The sequence below is a fragment of the Acidipropionibacterium virtanenii genome, from assembly GCF_003325455.1.
GTDB classification, from domain to species: Bacteria; Actinomycetota; Actinomycetes; order Propionibacteriales; family Propionibacteriaceae; genus Acidipropionibacterium; species Acidipropionibacterium virtanenii.
The window spans coordinates 3,244,227-3,268,764 of the sequence record NZ_CP025198.1; the positions used below are offsets into that span (position 1 = coordinate 3,244,227).

The 24,538-nt window shown below is 68.0% G+C and carries 19 protein-coding genes; 16 read left to right on the top strand and 3 right to left on the bottom strand.

Features of this window, described 5'->3' with window-relative positions; all coding sequences use genetic code 11:
* Positions 1-17 precede the first annotated feature (17 nt).
* Positions 18-611, top strand: coding sequence for a hypothetical protein (locus JS278_RS15925; protein ID WP_147243245.1), 594 nt, complete (start codon positions 18-20; stop codon positions 609-611).
* Between the two features lie 401 nt (positions 612-1,012).
* Entirely contained in the window at positions 1,013-1,486 is a 474-nt protein-coding gene (locus JS278_RS14925; RefSeq protein ID WP_114045879.1) for a hypothetical protein, read from the top strand.
* 35 nt (positions 1,487-1,521) lie between these two features.
* Here the strand turns inward: JS278_RS14925 and JS278_RS14930 are convergent, their stop codons facing one another.
* Positions 1,522-2,526, bottom strand: a complete 1,005-nt coding sequence (locus tag JS278_RS14930) for a LacI family DNA-binding transcriptional regulator (protein WP_245935142.1) — start codon at positions 2,524-2,526, stop codon at positions 1,522-1,524.
* A gap of 269 nt (positions 2,527-2,795) precedes the next feature.
* Between JS278_RS14930 and JS278_RS14935 the strand changes: the two genes are divergently transcribed.
* The 5 genes from JS278_RS14935 to JS278_RS14955 all read left to right on the top strand — a co-directional run bounded on the left by JS278_RS14935 (position 2,796) and on the right by JS278_RS14955 (position 9,167).
* Positions 2,796-5,033 (top strand): alpha-galactosidase, encoded by a 2,238-nt coding sequence (locus JS278_RS14935; protein WP_114045880.1) that lies wholly within the window; start codon positions 2,796-2,798, stop codon positions 5,031-5,033.
* A gap of 11 nt (positions 5,034-5,044) precedes the next feature.
* Positions 5,045-6,304 (top strand): ABC transporter substrate-binding protein, encoded by a 1,260-nt coding sequence (locus JS278_RS14940; RefSeq protein ID WP_114045881.1) that lies wholly within the window; start codon positions 5,045-5,047, stop codon positions 6,302-6,304.
* Between the two features lie 64 nt (positions 6,305-6,368).
* Positions 6,369-7,304: a carbohydrate ABC transporter permease gene (locus JS278_RS14945; protein ID WP_114045882.1), complete on the top strand. Its 936-nt coding sequence runs from the start codon at positions 6,369-6,371 to the stop codon at positions 7,302-7,304.
* Between the two features lies 1 nt (position 7,305).
* Complete coding sequence (locus JS278_RS14950; protein WP_114045883.1) at positions 7,306-8,124, top strand: carbohydrate ABC transporter permease; 819 nt, start codon at positions 7,306-7,308, stop codon at positions 8,122-8,124.
* A 320-nt stretch (positions 8,125-8,444) separates the two neighbouring features.
* Positions 8,445-9,167 carry a glycerophosphodiester phosphodiesterase family protein gene (locus tag JS278_RS14955; protein ID WP_114045884.1) on the top strand — a complete coding sequence of 241 codons (723 nt, stop codon included), beginning with the start codon at positions 8,445-8,447 and terminating at the stop codon, positions 9,165-9,167.
* A gap of 36 nt (positions 9,168-9,203) precedes the next feature.
* Here JS278_RS14955 and JS278_RS14960 read toward each other — a convergent pair whose 3' ends face one another.
* Positions 9,204-10,235: a LacI family DNA-binding transcriptional regulator gene (locus JS278_RS14960; protein WP_114045885.1), complete on the bottom strand. Its 1,032-nt coding sequence runs from the start codon at positions 10,233-10,235 to the stop codon at positions 9,204-9,206.
* 172 nt (positions 10,236-10,407) lie between these two features.
* Between JS278_RS14960 and JS278_RS14965 the strand changes: the two genes are divergently transcribed.
* From JS278_RS14965 to JS278_RS14975, 3 genes are all read left to right on the top strand, one after another.
* Positions 10,408-12,567 (top strand): alpha-galactosidase, encoded by a 2,160-nt coding sequence (locus JS278_RS14965; protein ID WP_114045886.1) that lies wholly within the window; start codon positions 10,408-10,410, stop codon positions 12,565-12,567.
* Positions 12,568-13,000: 433 nt separating this feature from the next.
* The gene (locus tag JS278_RS14970; protein WP_114045887.1) at positions 13,001-13,684 is read left to right on the top strand and encodes an MgtC/SapB family protein; all 684 of its coding nucleotides are present in this window, start codon (positions 13,001-13,003) and stop codon (positions 13,682-13,684) included.
* A gap of 143 nt (positions 13,685-13,827) precedes the next feature.
* Positions 13,828-14,676, top strand: a complete 849-nt coding sequence (locus JS278_RS14975; RefSeq protein WP_114045888.1) for an aldo/keto reductase — start codon at positions 13,828-13,830, stop codon at positions 14,674-14,676.
* Positions 14,677-14,791: 115 nt separating this feature from the next.
* On the opposite strand, the gene JS278_RS14980 is transcribed toward JS278_RS14975, so the two are convergent.
* Positions 14,792-16,327, bottom strand: a complete 1,536-nt coding sequence (locus JS278_RS14980; protein ID WP_114045889.1) for a C69 family dipeptidase — start codon at positions 16,325-16,327, stop codon at positions 14,792-14,794.
* Positions 16,328-16,576: 249 nt separating this feature from the next.
* Between JS278_RS14980 and JS278_RS14985 the strand changes: the two genes are divergently transcribed.
* From JS278_RS14985 to JS278_RS15010, 6 genes are all read left to right on the top strand, one after another.
* Positions 16,577-18,418 (top strand): hypothetical protein, encoded by a 1,842-nt coding sequence (locus JS278_RS14985; protein ID WP_114045890.1) that lies wholly within the window; start codon positions 16,577-16,579, stop codon positions 18,416-18,418.
* Positions 18,419-18,660: 242 nt separating this feature from the next.
* Complete coding sequence (locus JS278_RS16245) at positions 18,661-18,966, top strand: hypothetical protein (RefSeq protein ID WP_220150000.1); 306 nt, start codon at positions 18,661-18,663, stop codon at positions 18,964-18,966.
* Entirely contained in the window at positions 18,935-20,677 is a 1,743-nt protein-coding gene (locus tag JS278_RS14995; protein ID WP_114045891.1) for a hypothetical protein, read from the top strand. The genes JS278_RS16245 and JS278_RS14995 overlap by 32 nt, the downstream gene beginning before the upstream one ends.
* A gap of 68 nt (positions 20,678-20,745) precedes the next feature.
* The gene (locus JS278_RS15000; protein ID WP_114045892.1) at positions 20,746-22,038 is read left to right on the top strand and encodes a CHAP domain-containing protein; all 1,293 of its coding nucleotides are present in this window, start codon (positions 20,746-20,748) and stop codon (positions 22,036-22,038) included.
* 102 nt (positions 22,039-22,140) lie between these two features.
* Positions 22,141-23,160, top strand: coding sequence for a LacI family DNA-binding transcriptional regulator (locus JS278_RS15005; protein ID WP_114045893.1), 1,020 nt, complete (start codon positions 22,141-22,143; stop codon positions 23,158-23,160).
* Positions 23,161-23,457: 297 nt separating this feature from the next.
* Positions 23,458-24,534, top strand: coding sequence for an ABC transporter substrate-binding protein (locus JS278_RS15010; RefSeq protein WP_114045894.1), 1,077 nt, complete (start codon positions 23,458-23,460; stop codon positions 24,532-24,534).
* The last annotated feature ends 4 nt before the right edge of the window (positions 24,535-24,538 follow it).

The following is a 24,538-nucleotide window of genomic DNA, read 5'->3' on the forward strand; positions in this document are numbered from 1 at the left end:
TCGCTATACTCTTCTCCGTGGATCAGTCCCATTACTGCGCATACATAGACGAGTCCTCCTCAGGTCGCCCCAATAATCGGCAGGAGTACCTGGTCTGCGCAGTCGTGGTCGGAAGCACCGACACAGAAGCAGCACGCGACACCCTCGCTCCACTACTCAGACCCGGACAGAAGAAGCTGCACTGGACAGCTGAGAGCCTTCGCTCTCGAGCGCGCATAGTTGAGACTCTGGCCTCACTCGAGCACATGTCTGCGATCATCAGCCACATCAGCGAACCAAGCCCGAAGACAGAGAGGTTCCGGAGAAAGTGCTTGGAATGCCTGTATGTGGAGCTCGTCGGACTCGGGGCATTCGATCTTGTTCTCGAGACTCGTTCTCCTCATCAGGACAAGCAGGACAGGGCGCACATCGTTGCGCTTCAGAATTCGAGTCTCGACAGGAGGATTCGAATCAGGCACTGCCGTGGTGGTGACGAACCATTGCTCTGGGTCGCAGACGCTATCCTCGGAGCCGTCAACGCCGACCGGCGGGGTGACCCGACCTTTCTGGACCCCCTGCGCGCACGCATCATCTACTCAGGTGCCACACCGTCCTCGCTGCCTCCGGAGTGAACGAAAGGCCCTGGATCCAGTCGTCCGGCTGGGGTTCCAAGGCCCTCTACCCGCTCCGTCGTAACGGTAGGTGTAGCCCACACGGTACGCCATGACGCTGCCGCGGGCAATAGACCTGCTCTGGAGGGCACCGACCACTTCGGGCGGCCTTCGACCCGGTGGCCTTCCGAGCGGCGTTCAACTCCCTGTACCCGGACCGGGCCGGTCACGTCGCCTGTCACTACGTGGCGCCGGTGATCCACTGACGCCACGGAATCACCACTCAACGGGGTGTTTCGTCCTCCAGGAGACGACGACCCCCACCGAATGGTGATTCCTGGTCACAGCCCGGCCGGAGAAGGGGCGGATCCGCTGCGACGCGGCTGGCGATAACCTGTCTGGACGCGAATGAGGAGACGCCAATGAGCGGCTACCAGGCCACCACACCGCAACGGCCGACCCGGCCGGCGCATGCCTGGCGCGGCACCCTCTACTGGTGCCTGATCCCGGCGATCATCGTCCTGCCGCTCCTGCTGCTGGTCACCCGTCAAGGGTGGGGGTTCCTGTTCGCCCTGTACGCGCTCCCCGTCATCGTGATCGTCGAGGTCGCCATTCTGGTGGCTGTCCGCAGCCGCGCCAAGGCCCTGGGCACCCAGCAGGTGGGCCCGCTCACCTGCTGGCCGCTGCTCCTGCACTACATCGGCTCCGTCATCCTGCCGTTCTGCATCGGCGACGCCACCGACCAAGGGAACGTCCCGGCGCCGCTCCAGATCTTCAGCATCCCCGAGCCGGTGGTGGAAGTGATCGCCACCGTCACCGGCGCCCTGGCCATCCAGGGTGGTCTTGTCGCCCTGATCCTGGCGATCGTCGAGGCGGTCCAGGCGCGGCGGCGATGATTCCTGGGAGGCAGTGAGCCCCCTGCCTCCCGACCTCACCCCTGGCATCCGCACGATCCCCTCACGATCAACTGCATCGGGAACACGCTGCTCCCCGGCGCCTCCCCCCGCTCGGACAGCACCTCCAGAGCCCGCCGGGCCATCTCCTCGAAGGGCTGGCGCACGGCGGTGAGCGGCGGCCACGAGTACGCCGATTCCGCGGTCCCGTCGAAGCTCACCACCGCGACATCGCCGGGCACGTCCATCCCCAGTTCGTGCAGGGCGCGCAGCACCCCCACTCCGATGAGGTCCGATCCCGCGAAGATTGCCGTCGGAGGCTCATCGGAGGCCATCAGCTCCCTCGCCCCCCGGTAGCCGCCCTCGCGATTCCAACTCGTCAGAGCCGGCGGCACCCCCGGCAACCCGTGCTCGCGCAGCACCTCGTCCCAGACCACGCGGCGCAGATCCACCTTTCGGCCGGCCATCGGTGATCCGACGTAGCCGATCCGCTCGTGGCCGTGCGACACCAGATGCTCCACGGCGGCCCTCGCCCCGGCCTCCGTGTCCGCGCCCACCGTCGCCATCCCGGGCACGACGTCCGACCGGTCCAGCAGCACGCGCGGCAGATCCCCGCCGCCCAGCTGGTACAGCCGCTGGTCGGCGAGATCGACCTGGTAGATCAGGCTGTCCACGCCGCGATCCACCAGCGACCGCACCGCCCGCTCCTCCCTGCCGGCCTCCTCATAGGTGATTCCCAGCAGGATGGAGCTCCCCATCGTCTGCGCCGCCCGGTCCAGCGCCTGGATGAACTCGGCAAAGTACGCATTGACCACTTCGGGCACCACCATCCCGATCAGGCCGGTCTCCCCCGTCTTCAACGCCCGGGCATTCGCATTCGGCCGGTAGCCCAGACGCTCGATCGCATCCAGGACGCGCTGTCTGGTCCGCGACGTGACGCGGCGGGGACCGTCATTGATGACATAGCTGACGACCGTCGTCGAGACGCCCGCAAGCCTCGCCACATCGGTACGGGTCGCCGGCCTCGCTGGCTTCACGCTCACAGGGCCTCCTCGGCACCGTCGGCGACCGACGGCCGGTCACCCCCCACCAGCGGATTCTCTCATGACCACCGGAACCCGTGCCGCGGCCGCTCATCTACTCGTGACGGATTCTCAATATATGGCTATGGCTACGACTTTTATAGATTTTCTGGACATTGATCTACTCCTGACGTAGATTCTCCACCCAACAGGCACAGCCGCCTGACACCCCGGCGCCACCGGCGCTGAACAGCTCTGGAGACCATCAGCCCCCGAGAACAGAGGCACCCGTGAAACTCGACCCGAACCGCACCGATCTGATCCACCTGCGCGGCGGCGGCACCTCCCTCGTCGTACAGACCCCCGCCGGAGGCCCGCCCGAAGTCATCGCCTGGACCGCCGACCTGGGCCACCTGTCACCCCGAGCTCTCCGCGGCCTGTCGACGGCGGTCGAGGCGCCCCTGGTGGGCAACTCCCCCGACGAGCGCGTCCACCCGGGCCTCATCCTGCTCTCCTCCACCGGCTGGATGGGCCGTCCCGGGCTGGTCGGCCATCGCACCGCCGGCCCCTCCTCCTGGGCGCCCCGGCTGCACACCGACTCCGTGGAACTCACCACTGACGACGCAGAGCCCGATGGTCCCACCACCACCGGCCGGACCGTCACCGCCGGCCCCGGCGCCATCCACTACCAACTGTCCGACCCCGCCTCCGGCATCCACGTCGGCGTCGATCTGCAACTGCTGCCCGAGGGGCTCATCCGTGCTCGCGCCAGCCTCACCAACACCGCCGAGGACGTCTACGACCTCGAGGAGCTGTCCCTCGCCCTGCCGCTGCCGGTACGCGCAGCCGAGATCCTCGACTTCTCCGGGCACTGGGGCCGGGAGCGCGAGCCGCAGCGCCTACCGGTGCGCCTGGGCGTCCATCTCCACGAGGGACGTCACGGCCGCACCGGCTTCGACGCGCCGATGATGATGTACTGCGGCGAGCCCGGATTCGGCTTCGAGGACGGCGAGGTCTTCGGATTCCACGTCGCCCACTCCGGCAACCACCGCACCTGGGTGGAGCGCTGCAACAACGGGCTCCAGGTGATAGGCGGCGGGGAGCTCCTGCTGCCCGGAGAGGTGCGGCTCGCCGCCGGCCAGACCTACACCTCCCCGTGGATCCACGCCCAGCGGGCCGACGGGCTGGACGCCGCGGCACGGCGTCTGCACCGCTGGGAGCGGAGCCTGCCGTCCCACCCGGGCGGCCCGCGGCCGGTGACCCTCAACGTGTGGGAGGCCGTGCACTTCGACCACGACCTGCCCGGCCTGCTGGAACTGGCCGATCTGGCGGCGTCGGTCGGCGTGGAGCGCTACGTGCTCGACGACGGCTGGTTCCTGGGGCGCCGCGACGACCGGGCCGGCCTGGGCGACTGGGAGGAGGACCCACAGGTCTGGCCCGAGGGCCTGCATCCGCTGGTCGACCGCGTCCAGGGTCTCGGCATGCAGTTCGGCCTGTGGGTCGAGCCCGAGATGATCAACGTCGACTCCGAGCTGGCCCGCGCCCACCCCGAATGGATCCTGCGCGCAGGACCCGACCTGCCCGTCGAATGGCGCCATCAGCAGGTGCTCAATCTCACGATCCCGGCGGCCTGGGAGCATGTGCGCTCCCGGCTGGACGCCCTCATCACCCGTTACGGCATCGCCTACTTCAAGTGGGACCACAACCGCGACCTCGTCGATGCCGGCGACCCGGCCCTCGACGGCCGCCCGGTCGTCGGGGAGCAGACGCGCGCCTGCTACGCGCTGATGGACCGGCTGCGCACCGACCACCCCGGCTTCGAGATCGAATCCTGCTCCTCGGGCGGGGGACGCATCGATCTGGAGATGATCCGCCACACCCAGCGGTTCTGGCTCTCGGACTGCATCGATCCGCACGAGCGTCAGGCCATCATGCGGTGGACCGAGCAGCTGGTCGCCCCCGAGTACATGGGCACCCACATCGCCTCGCAGCGCTCCCAGACCACCGGCCGGATGTCCGATCTGTCCTTCCGGGCCGCCTCCGCGCTGTGGGGCCACATGGGATTCGAGCTGGACCTGCGCGTGCTGGACGACGCCGAGCTTGCTCAGCTGCGCGAGTGGGTGCAGTTCTACAAGGATCACCGCGAGCTGCTGCTGACCGGCGACCTGGTGCGTCGCGACGTCGCCGACGGCTCGATGTGGCTGCACGGCATCGTGGCCGCCGACCGCTCCCGGGCACTGTACGAACTCACCACCCGGCGCCGCTCCCCGATGTCGCCGCGCGGACTGGTCACCATTCCAGGGCTGGATGCGGACCGGGAGTACCGGATAGCGCCCCTGCTGGTGGGAGGCGGGCCCGCAGGACTCGAGCTGCCGCCCTGGGGAGAGACGGGTGTCGTCATGACCGGAGGCTCGCTGGCCCGGATCGGCGTCCACACTCCCGCGATGTTCCCCGACCAGGTGCTTCTTCTGGAGGTCACCGAGGCCGGCGCCCCCACAACGTCACCCGGCGACGACGCCGAACACTGAAGGAGTCAGCCATGAGACATGGCATACGGAAGATACTGGCCGGGGTCGCCCTGGTGGGGCTGACGCTGACCTCGGCCTGCAGCCCGGGAGGCGGACAGGCCGACGAGCCTCTCGACGTGTACCTCAACATGACCGCCGGCTCGGCGCAGTACACCGAGATGAAGAACATCGTCGCGAAGTACGAGCAGAGGACCGGCACGCGGGTGAAGCTGGCCATCGACTCCAGCAACTTCGAGGACAACATGAAGGTCCGGATGGCCGCCGGGGAGATGCCCGACGTCTTCTCCACCCACGGCTGGTCGGTGCTGCGCTACAAGCCCTTCCTGGAGCCGCTCACCCACCAGGCGTGGGCGAAGAACCTGGATCCGCTGATCGACGAGACCATGCGCGACGCGAACGGCGACGTCTACTCGCTGCCGATCGAGTACTCGGTGGCCGGAATGTCGGTGAACTTCGACGTGCTGCGCAAGGCCGGCGTCGATCCCGACGGCATCAGGACCTGGGACGACTTCGCCGCCGCGTGCGCGAAGATCAAGGCGACCGGCGTCACGCCGATCGACAGCGCGGGCAAGGATTTCGGCCCCTCGGGCGATCTGGCCAATGTGATCGCGGCCAACGCATTCACCGAGCGCGAGTTCAACGCCATGAAGCACGGCACCTTCGACTCATCGGCCTACGCCACCAACGTGCTGGGACCGGTGGCCAGCTGGGCTCAGGCGGGATACTTCAACAAGGACTACGTCTCCGCCTCGATCGACGACCAGGCCAGGAAACTCGCCCTGGGCCAGGCCGCCTTCGTGATGGCCGCCAACACCTCGACGCTGTCGACAGCGCTGACGTTCAACGAGAAGGCCGACGTGGGCTTCATCCCGTTCCCCTCCACCCGCAACGGCCAGTACCTGGTCGGCGGCGAGGGGGTCAACGCCTTCGCCGCGTGGAAGGGCTCACCGCGCAAGAAGCGCGCCCTGCAGTTCCTGGCCTTCCTCGCCGAACCCGCCAATGCCAAGGCGATGTCGCGCTCCATCGGCTCCTCCTCGGGGCTGACCAATGTCGACGTCGACCTCGGACGGATCCAGTCCAGCTACGACAAATGGGTCGCGCCGCGGAAGATGCCCATCAAGCCCTATCTCGACCGCGCCTATCTTCCCAACGGAATGTTCGCCTCCCTCATCACCACCACCGATTCGGTGATCAACCGTCAGTCGACGCCGGAATCGGCGGCCTCAGAGGTCGGGCGGCAGTACAAGACACTGTTCGGCCAGCAGAAGTAATGCCTCCCAGAAGGAACACATCAATGTCGATGTCATCGTCAGCATTCAGGCCGGGTGAGTCATCATGACCTCACCTGCCATCACCCCTCCACCGGTCAGCACCTCCGAGATCACTCATCGATCGAGCAGATTCCGGGGCGCCTCGATCAACCTCATGTACCTTCCGGCACTGCTCCTGTTCGCGATCTTCATCGTCTACCCGTTCATCAACGGCATCGTCATCGCCACCACGAACTGGGACGGCTACTCCCCAGGCCGCGCCGGTGTGGGCCTGGCCAACTTCACCCGGCTGTGGAGCGATCCCAACTTCCTCGTCTCGCTGCGCAACACCTTCGTCTACGCCTTCGGCTGCACCATCCTCCAGCAGATCTTCGGGCTGCTGCTGGCCGTCCTGGTGGACAGCTCGATCCGTGGACGCAATGTCGCCAGGGCGATCATCTACCTGCCCGTCCTGGTGTCCCCCGTCGTCATGGGCACCTTGTACTACCTGGTCTTCCGCTACGACCAGGGGGCGCTCAACGATCTGCTCGGGGCCTTCGGGTTGTCCCAGGTGTCCTGGCTGTCGGACTCCGGATTCGCCGTCGGGGTGATCGTGGCCATCAACTCGTTGCAGTTCGTGGGCATCTCGATGCTCATCTATCTCTCGGGTCTGCAATCCATCGGCTCCGACGTGAGGGAGGCCGCCGCCCTGGACGGGGCGGTCGGGTTCCGGCAGTTCCGCCGGATCACCATTCCACTGCTGCTGCCGGCCTTCGCCTCGAGTTCGGTGATCAACCTCATCGGCGGATTCAAACTCTTCGACATCATCAAGGTGCTCACCGGCGGCGGCCCCGGTTATTCGACGAACTCGGTGTCCACCTTCATCACGACGACATATTTCAGCAATCAGTCCGCCGGCTACGCGGCGGCCCAGGGCGTCGTCCTGTTCATTCTCATCGCGGTGTTCACGCTGGCCCTGAACTGGTGGTTCGACCGTCGCCGTGCACAGTTGGAGGGCTGACATGTCCAGACGCGTCAAGGTTGTTATCGGCATCGTGCTGGTGGTGTTCTGCCTCGTCCAGCTGGTTCCCTTCTACTTCGGGGTGACGACCGCCTTCAAATCCCAGGACGACGTCTCGTCGGTGTGGCGATTCCCGTTCTCGGGCACCACGATAGACAACTTCGCCTCCGCGATCCGGGACGGCGGTGTGCTGCGGTCCATCCTCAACTCGGCCGTCGTCACCGTGGCCACCACCCTGCTCACCTGCGTCATCGGAGCCGCGGCGGCCTACCCGCTGGCACGCCGCCGCACCGTGCTGAACCGGGGCTTCGAGCTGTTCACCCTCGGGGTGATGATGGTGCCGCCGCTCAGCATCCTGGTGCCGCTGTACTCGCTGCTGCACGACATGGGCCTGCTGAGCACCTACACCGGCCTGGTGATCGTGCTGCTGTGCGTGCAGCTGCCGCAGGCGATCTTCCTGTACTCGCAGTTCCTGCGATCGGTGCCCGTCACACTGGAGGAGGCCGCCTCGGTCGACGGTGCCAGCCGCCTGATGGCCTTCTTCCGGATCGTGCTGCCGGTGCTCAAGCCGGTCAGCGCCACGGTGATCATCCTCACCGCGGTCAACGTGTGGAACGAGTTCGCGATGAGCTCCTACATCATGGTGCAGCCGGAGATGAGGACCCTCGCTCCTGCCATCGCCTCCTTCTTCGGGGGCCAGGGAGCCAACGCCAATGCCGCCATCGCGGCGTCCCTCATCGGCGTCATCCCGGTGCTCGTGGCCTACCTGTTCCTCCAGAAGTACTTCATGAAGGGGATGCTGGCCGGCGCGGAGAAGTAAGGACGTATGGCCGTCCGCGGATCACTCCAGCCCGCATCGGGCCTGGCCAGGCCGGCTTCCGAAGACGAATTTCCCGCTCAACGAGGTGTTCCGGCCCGGACGAGCCGAGAACCCCCGTTGAGCGGGAGACTGGTTTCGCCGAAGGGTGCCAGACCGCCCCACCGCCCGGACCAAGATCAACAGCGACTACGAGCAGAACGTCAAGAAGTGACGGGCTGACGACCAGCCCTTCCCGATGAGGTCTCCCCGGCGCCACGACGGCTCCGGGGAGCCTTTCGCATCAGCTCCACCCCGACGACGCCACGAATAGGATCAGAGACATGACCGACGTCCACGCCCACCGCGGCCTCAACCGGGAAGCCCCGGAGAACACCCTCGCCGCCTTCCAACGCGCCTATGACAAGGGCATCCGGTGGATCGAGACCGACACCGACATCGTCGCCGACGGCACCCTGATCGTCATGCACGACGCCGCCACCGACCGCACGACGAACCGCGCCGGCTCGATCTACGATCTCACCGCCGCCGACATCAAGAAGCTGGACGCCGGGTCCTGGTTCTCCGAGGAATTCGCCGGGGAGCAGGCGCCGACTCTCCCCGAGCTCATCGACTTCCTCAACGAGCACCCGATGAATCTCAACCTGGAGCTCAAGGGCAATCAGCAGAGCGGCGAGAGGGCCGTCGCCCTGGTCGAGGCCGCGCTGGCCGAGCTCGACCGGCTCGACCCGTCGATCGAGGTGATCATCTCCTCCTTCGCCCCGCTGCAGCTGGCCGAGGTCTCGCGGCGCAATGAGGGGATCGCCCTGGCCCTGCTGGCCGACGCCCGGGATCTGCGGGCGAACTGGCGGGCCACCGTCGACCTGTGCGGGGCCACCCTCATCCACCCGAGCACCGCCCTGGCCACCCACGAGACGGTCGACCAGTACCTGGCGGCCGGGCTGGGGGTCAACGTGTGGACGATCAACGACCTGTCGACCGCCAACAAGTACCGCAACTGGGGCTGCGGCGTCATCACCGACGTCGCCGATCAGTTGCAGGCCTGAGGCCGTCCCGGCGTTCGTCCTGAAAAGACGACGGGCTTACCCCAGCCCCTCCTGCTCACGGCATCCGCACGACGCCCGCAGCAGGAGGGTCATGGGGAACAGGACCCTCTCCCGCTCGGTCGGCGCCGTGACCGACCCGGACGCCAGTTCGGCCAGGGCGGCCTCGGCCATCGCCTCGAAGGGCTGGCGGACGGTGGTGAGTGGCGGCCACGAGTAGGCCGTCTCGGCAGTGCCGTCCAGGCTCACCACCGCGACGTCGTCGGGGATCCGCAGCCCCAGCTGATGCAGCGCGTGCATCGCCCCGATGGCGATCTGGTCGGAGGCCGCGAAGATCGCGGTCGGGGTCTCGGGGCCGGCGAACAGCTCCCGGACCCCCTCGAATCCGCCGGTGGGACGCCATGCGGTGATCGCCGGGGCGGGCACCGGAAGCCCCCGCTCGGTCAGGACGTCATGCCAGGACTGACGCCGGTAGTCCTGGCGATCGGCCGGCAGCGGCCCGCCGATGTAGCCGATCCGGGTGTGGCCGTGGCCGGCGAGGTGCTCGGTGGCCAGCCTGGCTCCCTGACCCAGGTCCGCTCCCAGCGCCGGGATCCCCCCGACCAGATCGGCGCGGTCCAGGAGCACCCGGGGGGTGCGGGCGTCACCTGCCTGGTAGAGCTCGGCGTTCACCAGGCGGCAGTTGAAGATGAGGCTGTCGACGCCGCGCCTCACCAGGTTCGGAATCACCTCGGCCTCGGTGCCGGAATCCTCATGGGTGATACTCAGCAGAATCGATTTCCGCTGGCTTCGGGCGGCGACGTCAATGGCGTCGACGAACTCGCTGAAATAGGAGTTTAGGATCTCGGGGACGACGACGCCGATGAGGCCGGTCGATCCGGTCTTGAGAGCCCGCGCCGAGGGATTGGGGTGGTAGTCGAGTTCGCGGATCGCGTCGAGGACCTTGCGGCGCGTGGCGCTGGCCACCGGCCGCGGGCCGTCGTTGACCACATAACTCACGACCGCGGTCGAGACCCCGGCCAGGCGAGCGACATCCGCCCTGGTGGTGGGCCTGCTCTCGGCGCTGGACACATGCACTCCTCGGTGTGGATATGGGCGACGTCGGCCACGTCCCGCGAATTGGCGGATCACGGGAACCCTACCGCTGAATTCCAACGTCTACCCGAGTAGAGTAAACCACGGCCGGCCGTTCCCAACCGCGCCGGAGCTACGCCACGCCGTCCGAGCAAGGAGCAACACCGCCGTGAACCTGGACCCCCGCCTGACACCGATCGTCCACCTTCGCGCGGGCGGCACATCCCTGGTCATCGACACCACTGCCGACCTCTCCTCCCCCGACACGGGATCCCAGCCCGTGATCCTCCACTGGGGCCCCGATCTCGGAGAGCTGCCGGCATCGGGTCTGGAAGCCCTGCGCACGGCCTCGGTGGCGCCGGCGCACGGCGGGGAGCTGAGCGTCCCACCGCGGCTCGGCGTCATCCCCCTGGCATCCAGCGGCTGGATGGGCCGGCCCGGGCTGTCCGGCCACCGCGCGGACGGCTCGGCCTGGGCTCCCCGGCTGATGTGCACCGGGGCGCAGATCGAGGGCTCCCGGATCAGCTACCGACTGCGCGACGCCGAGGCGGGCCTCGACGTCGATCTGGTCCTCGAAGTACTCCCCCAGGGGCTCGTGCGGCTGGGCGCCGAGATCACCAACACCGGCCAGCAGCCCTACCATCTCGACGAGCTGTCGGTCGCCCTGCCGCTGCCGCTGACCGCCACCGAGATCCTCGACTTCGCCGGCCGCTGGGGACTGGAACGGGTGCCTCAGCGCCGGGCGGTGGAGGTCGGGTGTCAGCTGCGCGAGAGTCGCCACGGGCGTCCCGGATTCGACTCCCCGATGGCGCTGTTCTGCGGCGAGAAGGGCTTCGATTTCGGCCGCGGCCGGGTCTGGGGACTGCACGTCGGCCACTCCGGCAACGGCCGCACGTGGGTGGAGCGCACCAGCAGCGGGCGTCAGGTGATCGGCGGGGGCGAGCTGCTGCTGCCCGGCGAGGTCTGCCTGAGCACTGGGGAGTCGTACCGCTCGCCGTGGGTCTACGGGCAGTGCACCGAGGGGCTGGACGACGCCGCCCGCCAGCTGCACCGCTGGGAGCGGTCACTGTCCGCGCATCCCGGCGCCGAGCGCCCGGTGAGCATCAACGTGTGGGAGGCCGTCTACTTCGACCACGACCTGACCACGCTGCTCGATCTGGCGGGGCGGGCCGCCTCCATCGGGGTCGAGCGGTTCGTGCTCGACGACGGCTGGTTCAAGGGGCGTCGCGACGACCGGGCCGGACTGGGCGACTGGACCGTCGACCCCGACGTCTGGCCCCACGGGCTGCATCCGCTGGTCGACCGGGTCCATGAGCTCGGCATGGGATTCGGCCTGTGGGTGGAGCCCGAGATGATCAATGTCGACTCCGACCTGGCCCGCGCCCACCCCGACTGGATCATGCGCGCCCGCGACGAGCTGCCCGCCGAGTGGCGCCACCAGCAGGTGCTCAACCTCACCGTGCCGGCAGCCTGGGAGTACCTGCGCTCCAGCATCTCCCGGCTCGTCGAGGAGTACGGCATCGGCTATCTCAAGTGGGATCACAACCGCGACCTCATCGAGGCCGGGGACGCCGGAGGGCGGGCGGCGGTCCACCGGCAGACCCTGGCCTGCTACCGGCTGATGGACGCCCTGCGCGCCGCCCACCCGGGACTGGAGATCGAGTCCTGCGCCTCCGGCGGCGGGCGGATCGACCTGGAGATGCTGTCCCATGTGCAACGGGTGTGGCCCTCGGACTGCATCGACCCGCACGAGAGGCAGTCCATCATGCGGTGGACCTCCCAGATCGCCGCGCCCGAGTACCTCGGGTCGCACATCGCCTCGCCGCGCTCGCACACCACCGGGCGGGTCTCCGACCTGTCCTTCCGGGCCGGCACCGCACTGTGGGGCCACCTCGGCTTCGAGTGGGATCTGTTGCAGGCCGGCGACGATGAGATGGCCCGGCTGGCAGAGTGGGTGGAGTTCTTCAAGGAGCACCGGGGAGAACTGTTCTCCGGCGACGTCGTGCGCCGGGATGTGGCAGACGGATCGATGTGGCTGCACGGGGTCGTGGCGGCGGATCGCTCCTCGGGGCTGTTCCAGCTGGCGACCCGGGAGCGCTCCCCCTTGTCACCGCGGGGAATGCTGAGGGTTCCCGGCCTGGAACCGACACGTGACTACCGGCTCCGGGCGGTGCTCGTCGGCGGCGGCCCCGAGGGTCTGGCGCTGCCGCCGTGGGCGCAGATCCCTGACGGAGTGGTGCTTCCCGGCTCGGTGCTGGCCGAGGTGGGCGTCCACACTCCGCTGCTCAACCCCGATCAGGTGCTCATCCTGGAGGCCCGGGCGGTGTGACGGACGGCCGTGGTCTCCAGCGTGCGCTGAGAGGCGACAGTTTTTCGCTCCAGAGGGCCCAGATCCGGCTCGGCGATATGGAATCCCGGCATCTGGAGCGAGAAAATGCGCTCGCGCCTTCGGGGGGGCACCAGCCAGTGGCCGTGGAACCCGTCCTGGCGGCAGTGTCCCTACCTGCTCGTCGAGCCGTTGTAGAACCGATCCCCCCATGATCAGTGCTTTCCCCAGATGTCGGGAAGCGGTGGCGGCTCAGCCTTGAGCACGCGTCGGAAGCCTCCGGACACGTTGAGTCCAACACACGGCCTCACACGTGTCAATTACGTGTCAATGAGGTGTGGCATGTTCGACCATCCCTGGCGGCCGCACCCCGATCCGGACCTCTCTTGGTGAGCCCGGACAGGACGATCATGCTTGAGGTCAAGGAGGTAGGCACATGATCGGACAGGGATATCTACAGGTCGGGGAACTGCTCCTGGCGTTCTCACTCACGGCGCTGGTCGGCCTGGAGCGGACGATCCGGGGCAAGGGGGCGGGAATGCGCACCCAGGCGATCGTCGGCGTCGCCTCGGCGCTCTTCCTGATCGTCAGCAAGTACGGATTCTTCGACGTCCTGGGCACCAACGTCACCCTCGACCCCTCCCGGATGGCCGCCCAGATCGTCTCAGGCGTCGGCTTCCTGGGCGCCGGGCTCATCATCACCCAGCACAGCCGGGTCCGCGGCCTCACCACGGCCGCCTCGGTGTGGGAGTCCGCGGCCATCGGCAGCGCCGCCGGGGCGGGCCTGTGGCTGCTGGCCCTCGTCGTCACCGGCCTGCACTTCGTCATCACCTTCGGGTTCAACTGGGTGCAGAAGCACCTGCCCGATCAGGGCCGACACCTCTCCCACGTCGACGTGAGCTACCGGGACGGGCAGGGCCTGCTGCGCGACGTGCTGTCGACCATCACCCGGGCCGGCTGGGCGATTCAGCGCTCACAACCCAAGAGACCCGAGGCCGGGCAGGCCCGGCTGGTGCTGGAGCTGGAGGGCCCCGCCGACACCGGAGACCTCGTCACCAACCTCAGTGCGATGGACGGGGTCTCCTCGGTGGAGGTCATCACCGACGAGGAACGAGACTGAGTCACCGCCCCGGGAACCGCTCCAGCGGGCCGGCCACGGAGAGGCGCACATGTCACTCGGCGAGTGGCATCATCGAGAAAACTGTGCATCTTCCGGCGTGACAGGGAGCCGACGTAAGGTGCCCACGACGAACAGGAGATGACATGAGCATCCTGACCGACACCTTCACCCTTTCCAACAGCACTGAGATCCCGAAGGTCGGGTTCGGCACCTGGCAGGTGCCCGACGGCAGTGCCACCTATGACGCCGTGCGGACCGCCTTGGATGTCGGGTACCGGCACATCGATACGGCCCACGCCTACGGCAACGAGCGCAGCGTCGGACGGGCGGTCCGCGATTCGGGGATCGCCCGCGAGGAGATCTTCATCACCTCGAAACTGCCGGCCGACGCGAAGACCCGCGACCTGGCCGCCGCCCGCCGCGACGAATCCCTGGCGAATCTCGACCTGGGCTACATCGACCTCTACCTCATCCACGCCCCTTGGCCGTGGGGCCAGTTCACCACCCGCCACGACCAGGGCAACATCGACGCCTGGCGCGCTCTGGAACAGGGCTACGGCGACAGCAGCCTCAAGGCGATCGGCATCTCGAACTTCGACGTCCACGACATGGAGAACCTGCTGGGCCATGCCGAGGTGGCACCGCAGGTCAACCAGATCCAGTACTACATCGGCTTCACCGAACCGGTCATCACCGATTTCGCGCAGTCCCACGGACTACTGGTCGAGGCCTACTCCCCGCTGGCCACCGGCGACATGCTGGGGGATGCCGAGGTGCGGGCGGTCGCCGAGGCGCACGGCGTGAGCGCGGCCCAGGTGGCCCTGCGGTTCTGCCTCCGCAACGACGTCCTGCCGCTGCCGAAGGCTGTCGGGCCAGAGCACATCCGCACCAATGCTGAGCTGGATTTCGAACTCACCGATGAGGAGATGGCCGGGCTCTCGGCTCTGACGGACACCGCCCCGGGTCACTTCCACAACCCCACCCAGGGCTGAGGCAGCGCGCATATTGCTAGCTGGAGGTCCGTCTCGGCAATGATCCGTCCGAATTCTGCGCTCCAGCTAGCAGAATGCGCGCAGCTCTCGTAGTCACCCCCAACTACTCGGCGGATCAGAAGTCGGAGCGCGAGAACCGGTTGGTCATGAGGTTGCTGGCGGCCTCCAGCACCCGCCCCAGCAGTCCGTCGGTCTCGGCCCGGAGGAACTCGGCGATGTCGTCATTGGCGTCGGCCAGCTGTCGGCGCACGGCGTCGTCCTCGGGGAAGGCCTCCATGGCGGCCTGAGCCAGCCGGGCGTCGGTCTGCTTCACCAGGGTGTGTCCGGCCGCCAGCGTCTTCTCCTGGTACCGCTCGATCTCGGGGATGATGTCGTTGAAGTGCGCATCGGTCAGGGCGGCGATGATCCGCGAAGCCCAGTAGAGGCTGTCAGTGGTGACCCGCTCGGTGGTGTTGGCCAGATATTCCGGCGTGCGCTCCACATTGGTGAACATCGGCACCAGGGTGTTGAACGGGTTCGAGGCGAAGGCCACCCACTGGATCGCGCGGCTGGACTCGGGCTTGTAGGGCCGCACCTGGAGGATCGACAGCTGGGAGTGACGGTTGATGCCGATGGGCCGCAGCAGATGACGCTGCTCCTCGGTGCCGATGCTGGAGTAGGGGTCGTAGACCGTGCCCTGGTAGTGCAGGCTCAGCACGTACTTGACGTCCTCGATGGTGAGCCTGCGCTCGGGCACCCGGCCCCACGGAAGGTCGTCGGAGGCCCGGGTGTGCTCGGGGCTGGGACCGTCCCAGTCCTCGGCGTGCGGATTGAGCACCCGCTGCATGTTCCAGGCCCGCGGCGTGTTGTAGACGTGGTCGGAATCGGAATGGGAGCCGAAGGCCTCGCGCGGATTGAAGGTCTCCTGCGGGTTGTCGGGATCAGGCAGGGAGAGATCGAGGTGGTTCTCGTGGATGAACTCGGCCAGGTCCGGACTGGCCAGGTGCTCGCGGCCCTCCCCCATGGCGTCGTCCAGGTCGAAGGAGTCGATGCCGAGCTGGTTGGGCATCGTCACGTACTGGTCGTCGGGCACCCGCCTGGCGATCCAGTGATGGCCGCCGACCGTCTCCAGCCACCAGATCTCGTCGGCGTCGCTGAAGGCGATGCCGTTCATCTCGTAGGTGCCGTACTCCTCCAGCAGCTCGCCGAGCCGCAGCACGCCCTCGCGGGCGGTGTGGATGTAGGGCAGCACGATGGTGAGCATGTCCTCCTCGCCGATCCCGCCGATCTTCTCGGGGACGTAATCAGCCGCCCCTTCGCGACCGTGAGCCGGCCGGTACTCGACGAACGGGTCGGCGCCCAGCACCCGCTCATTGGTGGTCAGCGTCTCGGTGGCGCTCATCGCGACGTTGGCGGCATTGATCCCGGCCGCGCCCCATATCCCCTCGTCGGGAATCGCGTTGGGGGCGGCGGTGTAGCGCATCGGGTCTTGGGGCAGCTCGATGGTGAGGTGACCGATGACGCTGATGTAGCTGCGCGGCTGATCGGCCGGAGGGACGACGATGATCTTCTTCGGGTTCCACTCGCCGTTGGCCGAGTCCTCGTTGCGCGCCACCAGCGGCGACCCGTCGTAGCTCGCCCTCTTGCCCACCAGGATGGTTGTGCAGCCCACTTCGGCGTCCCTTCACTCGCGGCCGCGCCCGACCGGTTCGGCCCACCGCCCGATTCTAGGCCCGGCCCGCGGCCCGTCATCCAGGCACCCTGTGCTTTCCCTGTGGAAAAATTGCTCCCAACACGCCGTCCTCCAGCTCTGACGGGCGCCGGGACGGCGTGTTGGGAGCGCCTGCTCCACCCGGGGAGAGCCGAACACGGCTCCGCCAGATCCGAGGACTCCCCACCCGCGAGCCACTACGCTCGATGCATGTCGTGGTTCTCAAGCTCCGACCAGCCGGACCCTCCCAGGCTTCCGCCCGGCGTGAAGCACGTCCCCGGACTCGCCGACGAAATCCTCCAGGAACTCGCTCCCCTCCTGGCCGCCGAGGGAGTCGACATCAACGACCCGAAGGGTGTCGATATCGACGCCCTCCGGGCCGCTCTGGGCCCGGCCATGGAGCGCCGGAATATGGAACTGTTCACCCCGACCGGCGCCCATCGCACCCAGGCCCTGGCTGTCCTGCGCCGCTTCACCGAGGCGACCGCGGCCGGACGGGCCGACGAGGCTCAGGCGGTGCTGGACGGCGTGGAGACTGACGAGACCGAGGACCATCCCGCGATCTCCCATGTGATCGGCGTCACCCTCGATCTCCTCGACTCCTGGTACTCCGATCGACGCTTGAGGACCGCTCTCGCGTCGACCCGGGTCGCCTCCCGGCGCCGCCCGGTGCGCGCCTGTGCCACTGATCTGCTGTCGGCCGCGCGCCGGCACACCACCTTCGACTCTCTGGACAAGCTGACCGTCGCCCACGGCGGGCTGATCCTCTTCGAGGGCGGGGCGACGCTCGTCGCGGCGTCGATCGCCGCGATCGCGAAACGCCAGCGCAGGAAGGTGACCGCCATCTGCCGGGACCTCCTCATCGCCGATCCCGAGTACGCCTCGGTCGACGTCGTGGCCGCCCCCGACGGACGGGCGGAGGAGGCCGGCCGGACGACACCGGCCGATGACCGGATCCTGGCCGAGTTCGAGGAATGGCTCTCCCGGCAACCCCAGATCGCGGCACCCACCGTGGAGGATGAGGCGACCGCCCTGCGGGCGATCTTCACCCTGGCGCGCACATCCGGCGCCGACCTGCGCAACCCCCATGACATCGGGACCGCCGTGGATCTCCTGGTCGACATGGGGACCGGCGACGGGCGGGACGACCACGACATTATGATGTCGAGCCTGTTCGCCCTCGACGAGTACATCCACTTCCAGTGGGAGATCTCCAGGCGCCCGGAGAACTGGGACCGCGCCCACGACATCGTCGAGGATGCCCTGTCCGCCAGGGACGGAGGCGGTCAGCTCGCCGACGTCGTCGAGCGCGCCACGGCGGTCGATCCCCAGCTGCGCCGCGCCGCACTGAAGAACACCCGGGTGAGCGCAGCGGTGCCAGTGCTCCTGGAGTGGCTGGGCACCAGCAGGCCGATCAGCCAGTCCGGGAACCTCCGGCTGGCCGATATCGAGCCGGTGGCTGCGATGCTCGGGGTCCGGGCCAAGGGGGTGCGCAAGGTGCCTCCCCTGGCCGAGGTGCCGGCGACCGGGTTCGCCACCGACGAGCCACTGCCCGAACCGGAGCCCCTCTTCGCCACCTCGATGCGCCAGGTCCCGGTGCTGTGGGCCTGGTGGCAGGCGATGCTCCGGTGCGACATCCTCGAGACCACGGCCACCCGCGTCCGCCCCGGCCCCGCATCCGGGCGGTGGATCGACGGAGGCGAGCCCCCGATCGAGGGCGCCGAGGCCCTCAACGGGCTGTTCGTCTCATTCCTCCTCAGCGAACGGATGTTCGACGACGATCAGTTCGGCAGCGGGGCGGCGGTGGCGGTCCTGGCATCCAGAATGCTGATAGCGGCGGCGGCACCCGAACTCGGCATCGGGGCCCCCGACGATGCGAGGAGCACGATCCTCCGGCCGCGGGCGCTGCAGCTGATGGCCCGGCTGGAGCTCCTGGGTCTGCTGACCCGTGACGCCTCCGGGACGCCGGCGGTCCCGGAGGGTCTGAAGTCCGCGGTGCTGCGCGGGGCGATGCTCGTCATGGACGTCGCCACCAGAGGCGAGGGGACCTGAGCTGGACCACACCCGGGTGACTCCTGTCCCTATCGCCTTCTACCCCTTTATAACGTTCTCGTATACTGCACTGTTCTTTTGTATACATCGTCATAATCGGGGAAGGGCTCTACGAGCCGCTGTCCGACATCAGTCGCCCTTCTGCCGGACGAAGACTGCTCAAAGCCCTGAAGACGGCCCTGTCCTTCAGGGCGTCCTACGACGCATCAGGCACCTGGAACTTCGGAGTCGACCTGTCCGGGGTGACCGGCGGCGGCGCCGACAGTGGGATCCTGGAAACCGATCTGAGGAAGATCATCAAGGACGTCTCCCTGGCCGCCCGGGAGGAGCACGTCGGCCTGGCCGTGCTGATCGATGAGGCACGGTCCTACTCCGAGCGTTTCCAGTTCACGCGGATCGAGCGACTCTCCCCTACCGACGCCCGCAACGCGATCGGCCTGGACGGGCTCGACAACGGCTTCTTCCGGGCTCGTTGGGATCGAGTGATTCCGGCCGAGAACCCACTACGCTCGATGCATGTCGTGGTTCTCCAGCTCCGACCAGCCTGACTCGCAGCCCGATCCGGAGGCCGAGCTGAGAAGTCTGGAACTCTTCACCCCCACGGGGGCCGACCGCGCCAGGGCCCTGTCGGTGCTGCGCCGATTCACCGAGGCCAGCACCGCCGGTCGCTCCGAGGAGGCCCAGGCGGTGCTGGACGCCGTCGAGCCCGACTCGACTGCAGGCCCGACGATGCCGCAGGTCCTCGGCGTGAGCATCGGACTTCTCGAGACCTGGTTCAGCGACCGCACTCACCGGTCGGCCCTGGCCCCCGTCCGGGCCGCCTCGAAACGGCGTCCGGTGCGCGCCTGCGCCACCGACCTGCTGGCGGCTGCGAGGCAGCACACCGCATACGCATCGATCGACGACCTGTCGATCCGTCACGGCGGCCTGGCGGTGTTCGAGGCCGCCGCGACCCTCGTCGCCGCGTCCGTGGCGGCCATCGCCAAGAGGCAGCGGCTGAGCGTGCCCCGTGCCTGCCGCGAGCTGCTCATCGCCGATGCCGACTACACCGGCGCCGAGCTTGCCGCCCACGACCGCGATATCGGCTACTCCGGGTTCACCCCGGCCGACGACAGGATGGTGCAGGCCTTCCGCACCTGGCTGTCGGAGCAGGACTCCATCGCGGGCCCCGGCGCCGACGAGGAGGTCGAGGTGCTCCAGTCGATGCTGGCGCTGACCCGCGTCGCCGGCATCGATCTGCACAATCCGAATGACATCGAGGCGGTGCTCGGCGTCGTCGCCGACATGGGTGCCGACGATGGGACGCCTGCCGATGCGACGACGGCGCTGCTCCTCACCCTCGACGACTACGTACATTTCCAGTGGGAGAGGACCCGTAGCCCGGAGGCCTGGGAGCTCGCCCATGACGCCGTCGAGGCCGAGCTCGGAGGATCGGACGAGGAGCAGGTGGTGACCGACGCCATCGATGCCACCCGCGACGTCGACCCCGAAATCCGGCGCAGGACGCTACTGGCCACCCGCGCCGTCACCGCGGTACGCGACATCCTGGACTGGCTGGGCGACGGGCGTCCGATCACCGGGTCGGGCAACCTGCGGCTGGCCGACATCGAACCGGTGGCCGCGATGCTCGGCATCCGCGCCGAGGGGGTGCGCAGGACGCCCGAGACGCCGAGATCTTCTCTGGAGGATGCCGACCTCGGCGAGCCCCCCGTCCACTATGCGCGGAGCCAGTCCGAGATCCCCGTGCTGTACGCCTGGTGGAGGACCCTGGGCGCCTCGGGCATCATCGAGATCACCGCGAGCAGAGCGCACCCCGGCCCGCAGGCCGCCGCATGGCTGGCCGGCGAGGGCCCGCCGCTGGAGACCCTGGAGCAGTTCGCCGCGTTGCTCGTCGCGATCCAACTCAGTCACGGCATGGATCGCAGGACCGTGAGTGACTGGCGGATCACGCGCCTGCGTGCCGTCAAGCCGGCCGGGATGGCCCTGGTCGCCGCCACCGACGGGCTCGAGATGCCCGACCCCCAGGACCCGGACGATCGCCTGGACATGCCTGCTGTTCTCGGCCGACTCGCCTGGCTCCAGAAGCTCGGCCTCCTCGAGAGGAGGACCTCGGGCGAGTTCCGGGCCCCCGAGGGTGCCCGTGCGGCGGTCGCATCGGGGGCGATGGTCGTTCTGGCGAATGCCGAGGAGGAGGAGTTCGAGGAGTCCCGCTGGGACGAGGATCTTGATGAGGGCTGGAGCGAGGGCCTCGACGACTGACGCCCACATCGACGAAACGCCGAGCAGCGTCCCCGGGGAGCCGGGATCGCGATGATAGACCGGATCGGGTGAAGAAACTTCCCCGCATCGTGGGCGGATCGGTGGTGCTGGCCCTCGCCGCGACCGCAGCGCTCACCGGCCCTGCACACGCCGAGGACAGCTCCCAGCAGAAGCTGGAATCCGCTCTGGCGACATCCCAGAAATCGCTGGCGTCGAACAAGGCTCAGGCCGCCACCGCCCAGCAGAACCTCACCACCTCGCAGGCTCGGCTGGCCAGCCAGCAGGCCGTCCTCAGCCAGGCCACCGCCGACGTCTCACAGGCCCGCAAGCGCGACGAGGAGCTGGGCGCCAAGCTGGCCACCGCCCAGGCGAACCTCAAGAAGGCCGATGACGCCGTCGCCGCCGGCAAGAAGCAGCTGGCCGCCGACCGGAAGCGCTACGCCACCACGATGAACCGGCTGGTGCAGCAGTCCAGCCCGCTGCAGAGCGTCTCGGTGTTCACCACCAATATGACGACCACTGACATCAACCAGCGCACCCAGTGGTCCTCGGTGGCCACGAATGTCAGCAAGGACGCGGTGGATCGCATCTCCAAGCAGGTGACGAAGCTCCAGGCGGACGAGAGGAAGCAGGCTGCCGCGACGAAGGCCGCCACCCGGGCCAAGGCCGAGTCCGCGTCGCAGCTGGAGACCACGAAGACCCTGGAGTCCGAGGCGAAGTCGGCCGCGGACGCCGTGGCCGCCACCGTGGCGCTCAACAAGGCCGACGCCGAGCAGGCCCAGGCGAAGCTGCGGTCGAACCGCGCCCAGATCGCCAGCCTCACGACCAAGGTCGAGGCCGCCCGCCAGGCCGCCATCGAGGCCTCCAACCGGCTGGCCCGCCAGGCCGCCGCGGCCGAGCGACGAGCCGCCGCCCGCAAGAGTTCGAGTTCCAGTGCCGGAAAGGCATCCTCCAGCACCGCCGGGTCCTACTCCGCGGTGGCCAACTACAACGGCGTCGATCCGTGGGGCTTCTACTGGGGCCAGTGCGTCTCATACGCCGCCTGGAAGGTGCGCTCCACCACCTCCTGGTCGAGCTTCCAGAACGACACCAACGGCGTCCATTTCGGGAACGCGGTGAACTGGGGAGCCGCCGCCCGCCAGATCGGGGTCGCGGTCAACACCTCCCCCGCGGTGGGTTCGGTGGCCTGGCGCACCAGCGGCTCGGCGGGCCATGTGGCCTGGGTGACCGGCGTCAACGGGGACGGGACCATCAACGTCTCCGAGTACAACTACAACGTCGCCGGAGGCTTCGGCACCCGCTCCCATGTGGACTGGCGATCCGGGGGCAGCTCCGGCTTCGACGGGTTCATCCACTTCTGACTCCCCTTCTGCCTCCAACGTTGAACGAATGCTGCATCCGCAGCCCCGGACCCTCGCCCCGTGCACAGCTCGGCGGTGTCAGCGTGGGTTAGTCTCTACGCCATGACAGCACGCCTCAAGGACGTTGCCTCTCGCGCTGGAGTCTCGGTCAAGACTGTTTCCAACGTTGTGAACAACAAGCCCTACGTGAAGCCCGAGACCCGCCAACGCGTGGAGGCCGCCGTCAAGGAACTCGGATACCGCCCGAACATCGCCGCCCGCCAGCTCAAGCGCGGTCGCAGCGGGTTCATCGGACTGGTCGTCCCCGAGTTCGAGACCCCGTACTTCGCAGAACTCGCCTCGCGCATCTGGGCCGAGGCCGAGAGACACGGCTACACCACCCTGCTCAATCTCACCGGCGCCGACCCGAAACTCGAGCGCAGTGCCTTCCAGGGCGTCGGCAACCAGCTCATCGACGGCCTCATCTTCTCCCCTCAGGCCCTCTCCGGCCCGCAGATCATCGAACGGACCGAAGCCCTGCCGATGGTGATGCTCGGCGAGCAGCCCGTCCCGACCGGGCTCGATCACGTCGCCATCGACTCGGTGCGCGCGGCCCGCAAGGCCACCGACCACCTGCTGGCGCGCGGCCACCGCAGGATCGGGGCCATCGGGCTCAGCACCGGCCGGGGCACCTCCCTCCAGCGCGCCGAGGGCTACCGGCAGGCCCTGCGCGCCGCCGGGATTCCCATCGATCAGGAACTCGCCGTGGGCGTCCCCAGCTACTCCCGCCGGGCCGGGCACGCCGCGATGAACCGCCTGCTCTGCCTGCCCGAGCCCCCCACCGCCGTGTTCTGCTTCAACGACGCCATGGCCGTCGGCGCCATCCGCGCCTGCTACGAGGCAGGCATATCGGTTCCCCGGGAGATGGCGGTGGCCGGCATCGACGACATCCCCGAGGGCCGCTACATCACCCCCAGCCTCACCACCGTCTCCCCCGACCTGGAGTTCCTCGCCCGTGAGACCATCCGTCTGCTGCTGAGGCGGATCGAGGCCGTTGCGTCCGATGACACGCCGCCGGGAGTCGACATCTCGGTCCCCTGGCGACTCACCATCCGGGAGAGCACCGGAGGGGCCGGTTCGTGAGGAACTTTCCCGACTCGCCGTCCTGAAGACCGCCTGAGCTGGAACACGGCCGCGCTGAAGGTGAGCGTTCCCAGCGCCGACCCGCGCGGTCGCATGAAAACCCTGACGCTGGGCGGTCGGCACGATCACACTGCCCACGACGACTTACAACGACGTAAGTCCCCACTCCACGATCTCCTGACAACCCCGTAGTCGGAGGGATTTACAACGAAATCATTACATCGTTTACACATGCGGTCGAAGACTGCTAGCGTGCTCGTCATCCGACACCGCAGTCCCCATCTCAAGGAAGAGATCATGCGCACTTCGAAGCAGAACTCAAGGACGGCCACCCTCGCCCTGGGCATGGCCTTCGCACTCGGCCTGGCCGGATGCACCAACTCCGGTGAAGCCGGCTCCACGGCCTCCACCGACTCCGGGAAGAAGGCCCAGGCGCAGTCCCAGATCACCGCCGCGAACGGCTGCACCTACAGCAAGCTCGGCGTCCCGAAGGTGGACCTCAAGGGAGCCAAGATCGGCTTCTCCCAGTCCGAGCCCGACTCGGCGGCCTTCCGCGCCGCGGAGACCAAGTCCATCAAGGACGCCGCCAAGGCCGCGGGCGCCACCGCCGTCGTCACCAACGCCAACTCCGAGCTCCCCAAGCAGATCTCCGACATCCAGGAGCTCATCAACCAGAAGGTCGACATCCTCGTCGTCGCCCCGGTCAACTCCGACGGCCTCACCCCCGCCCTCGAAGCCGCGCACAAGGCCAAGATTCCGGTCATCACCATCGACCGCAAGGTCACCGACACCGTCTGCAAGGACTACGTCGCCTTCCTCGGCTCCGACTTCAAGGTGCAGGGCCAGCGGGCCGCCGACGCGCTGGCCAAGCAGACCGACTCCAAGGCCAACGTCGCCGTCCTGCTGGGGCCGTCCGGCAACAACGTCACCGACGGGCGCCGCGACGGTTTCGTCAACCAGGTCAAGGCCAAGTACCCCAACATCAAGATCGTCGCCCAGCAGACCGCCAACGCCTCCCGGGACGAGGGCCAGAAGGTCACCGCCCAGCTGCTGCAGACCCACCCCGAGATCAACGCCGTCTACGCCTTCAACGACGAGTCCGGGCTCGGCGCGATGGCCGCCATCCAGGAGGCCGGGAAGAAGCCCGGCAGCGACGTCAAGATCGTCTCGATCGACGGCACCCGCAACGCCGTGCAGGCCATCGTCAACGGCAAGTACAACGGCGTCATCGAGTCCAATCCGCGGTTCGGCGACCTCGTCTTCGAGACCCTCAAGCAGTTCTACGACGGCAAGGCGATCGCCGAGAACATCATCATCAAGGACGGCGAGTACACCCCGGCCAACGCCAAGGCCCAGCTGGGTCAGGCGTTCTGACGTC

Coding starts and splice junctions, on each gene's coding strand:
- JS278_RS14925 (WP_114045879.1), top strand. CDS start 1,013: ATGAGCGGCTACCAGGCCACCACACCGCAACGGCCGACCCGGCCGGCG.
- JS278_RS14940 (WP_114045881.1), top strand. CDS start 5,045: ATGAGACATGGCATACGGAAGATACTGGCCGGGGTCGCCCTGGTGGGG.
- JS278_RS14945 (WP_114045882.1), top strand. CDS start 6,369: ATGACCTCACCTGCCATCACCCCTCCACCGGTCAGCACCTCCGAGATC.
- JS278_RS14950 (WP_114045883.1), top strand. CDS start 7,306: ATGTCCAGACGCGTCAAGGTTGTTATCGGCATCGTGCTGGTGGTGTTC.
- JS278_RS14955 (WP_114045884.1), top strand. CDS start 8,445: ATGACCGACGTCCACGCCCACCGCGGCCTCAACCGGGAAGCCCCGGAG.
- JS278_RS14970 (WP_114045887.1), top strand. CDS start 13,001: ATGATCGGACAGGGATATCTACAGGTCGGGGAACTGCTCCTGGCGTTC.
- JS278_RS14975 (WP_114045888.1), top strand. CDS start 13,828: ATGAGCATCCTGACCGACACCTTCACCCTTTCCAACAGCACTGAGATC.
- JS278_RS14985 (WP_114045890.1), top strand. CDS start 16,577: ATGTCGTGGTTCTCAAGCTCCGACCAGCCGGACCCTCCCAGGCTTCCG.
- JS278_RS14995 (WP_114045891.1), top strand. CDS start 18,935: ATGTCGTGGTTCTCCAGCTCCGACCAGCCTGACTCGCAGCCCGATCCG.
- JS278_RS15005 (WP_114045893.1), top strand. CDS start 22,141: ATGACAGCACGCCTCAAGGACGTTGCCTCTCGCGCTGGAGTCTCGGTC.
- JS278_RS15010 (WP_114045894.1), top strand. CDS start 23,458: ATGCGCACTTCGAAGCAGAACTCAAGGACGGCCACCCTCGCCCTGGGC.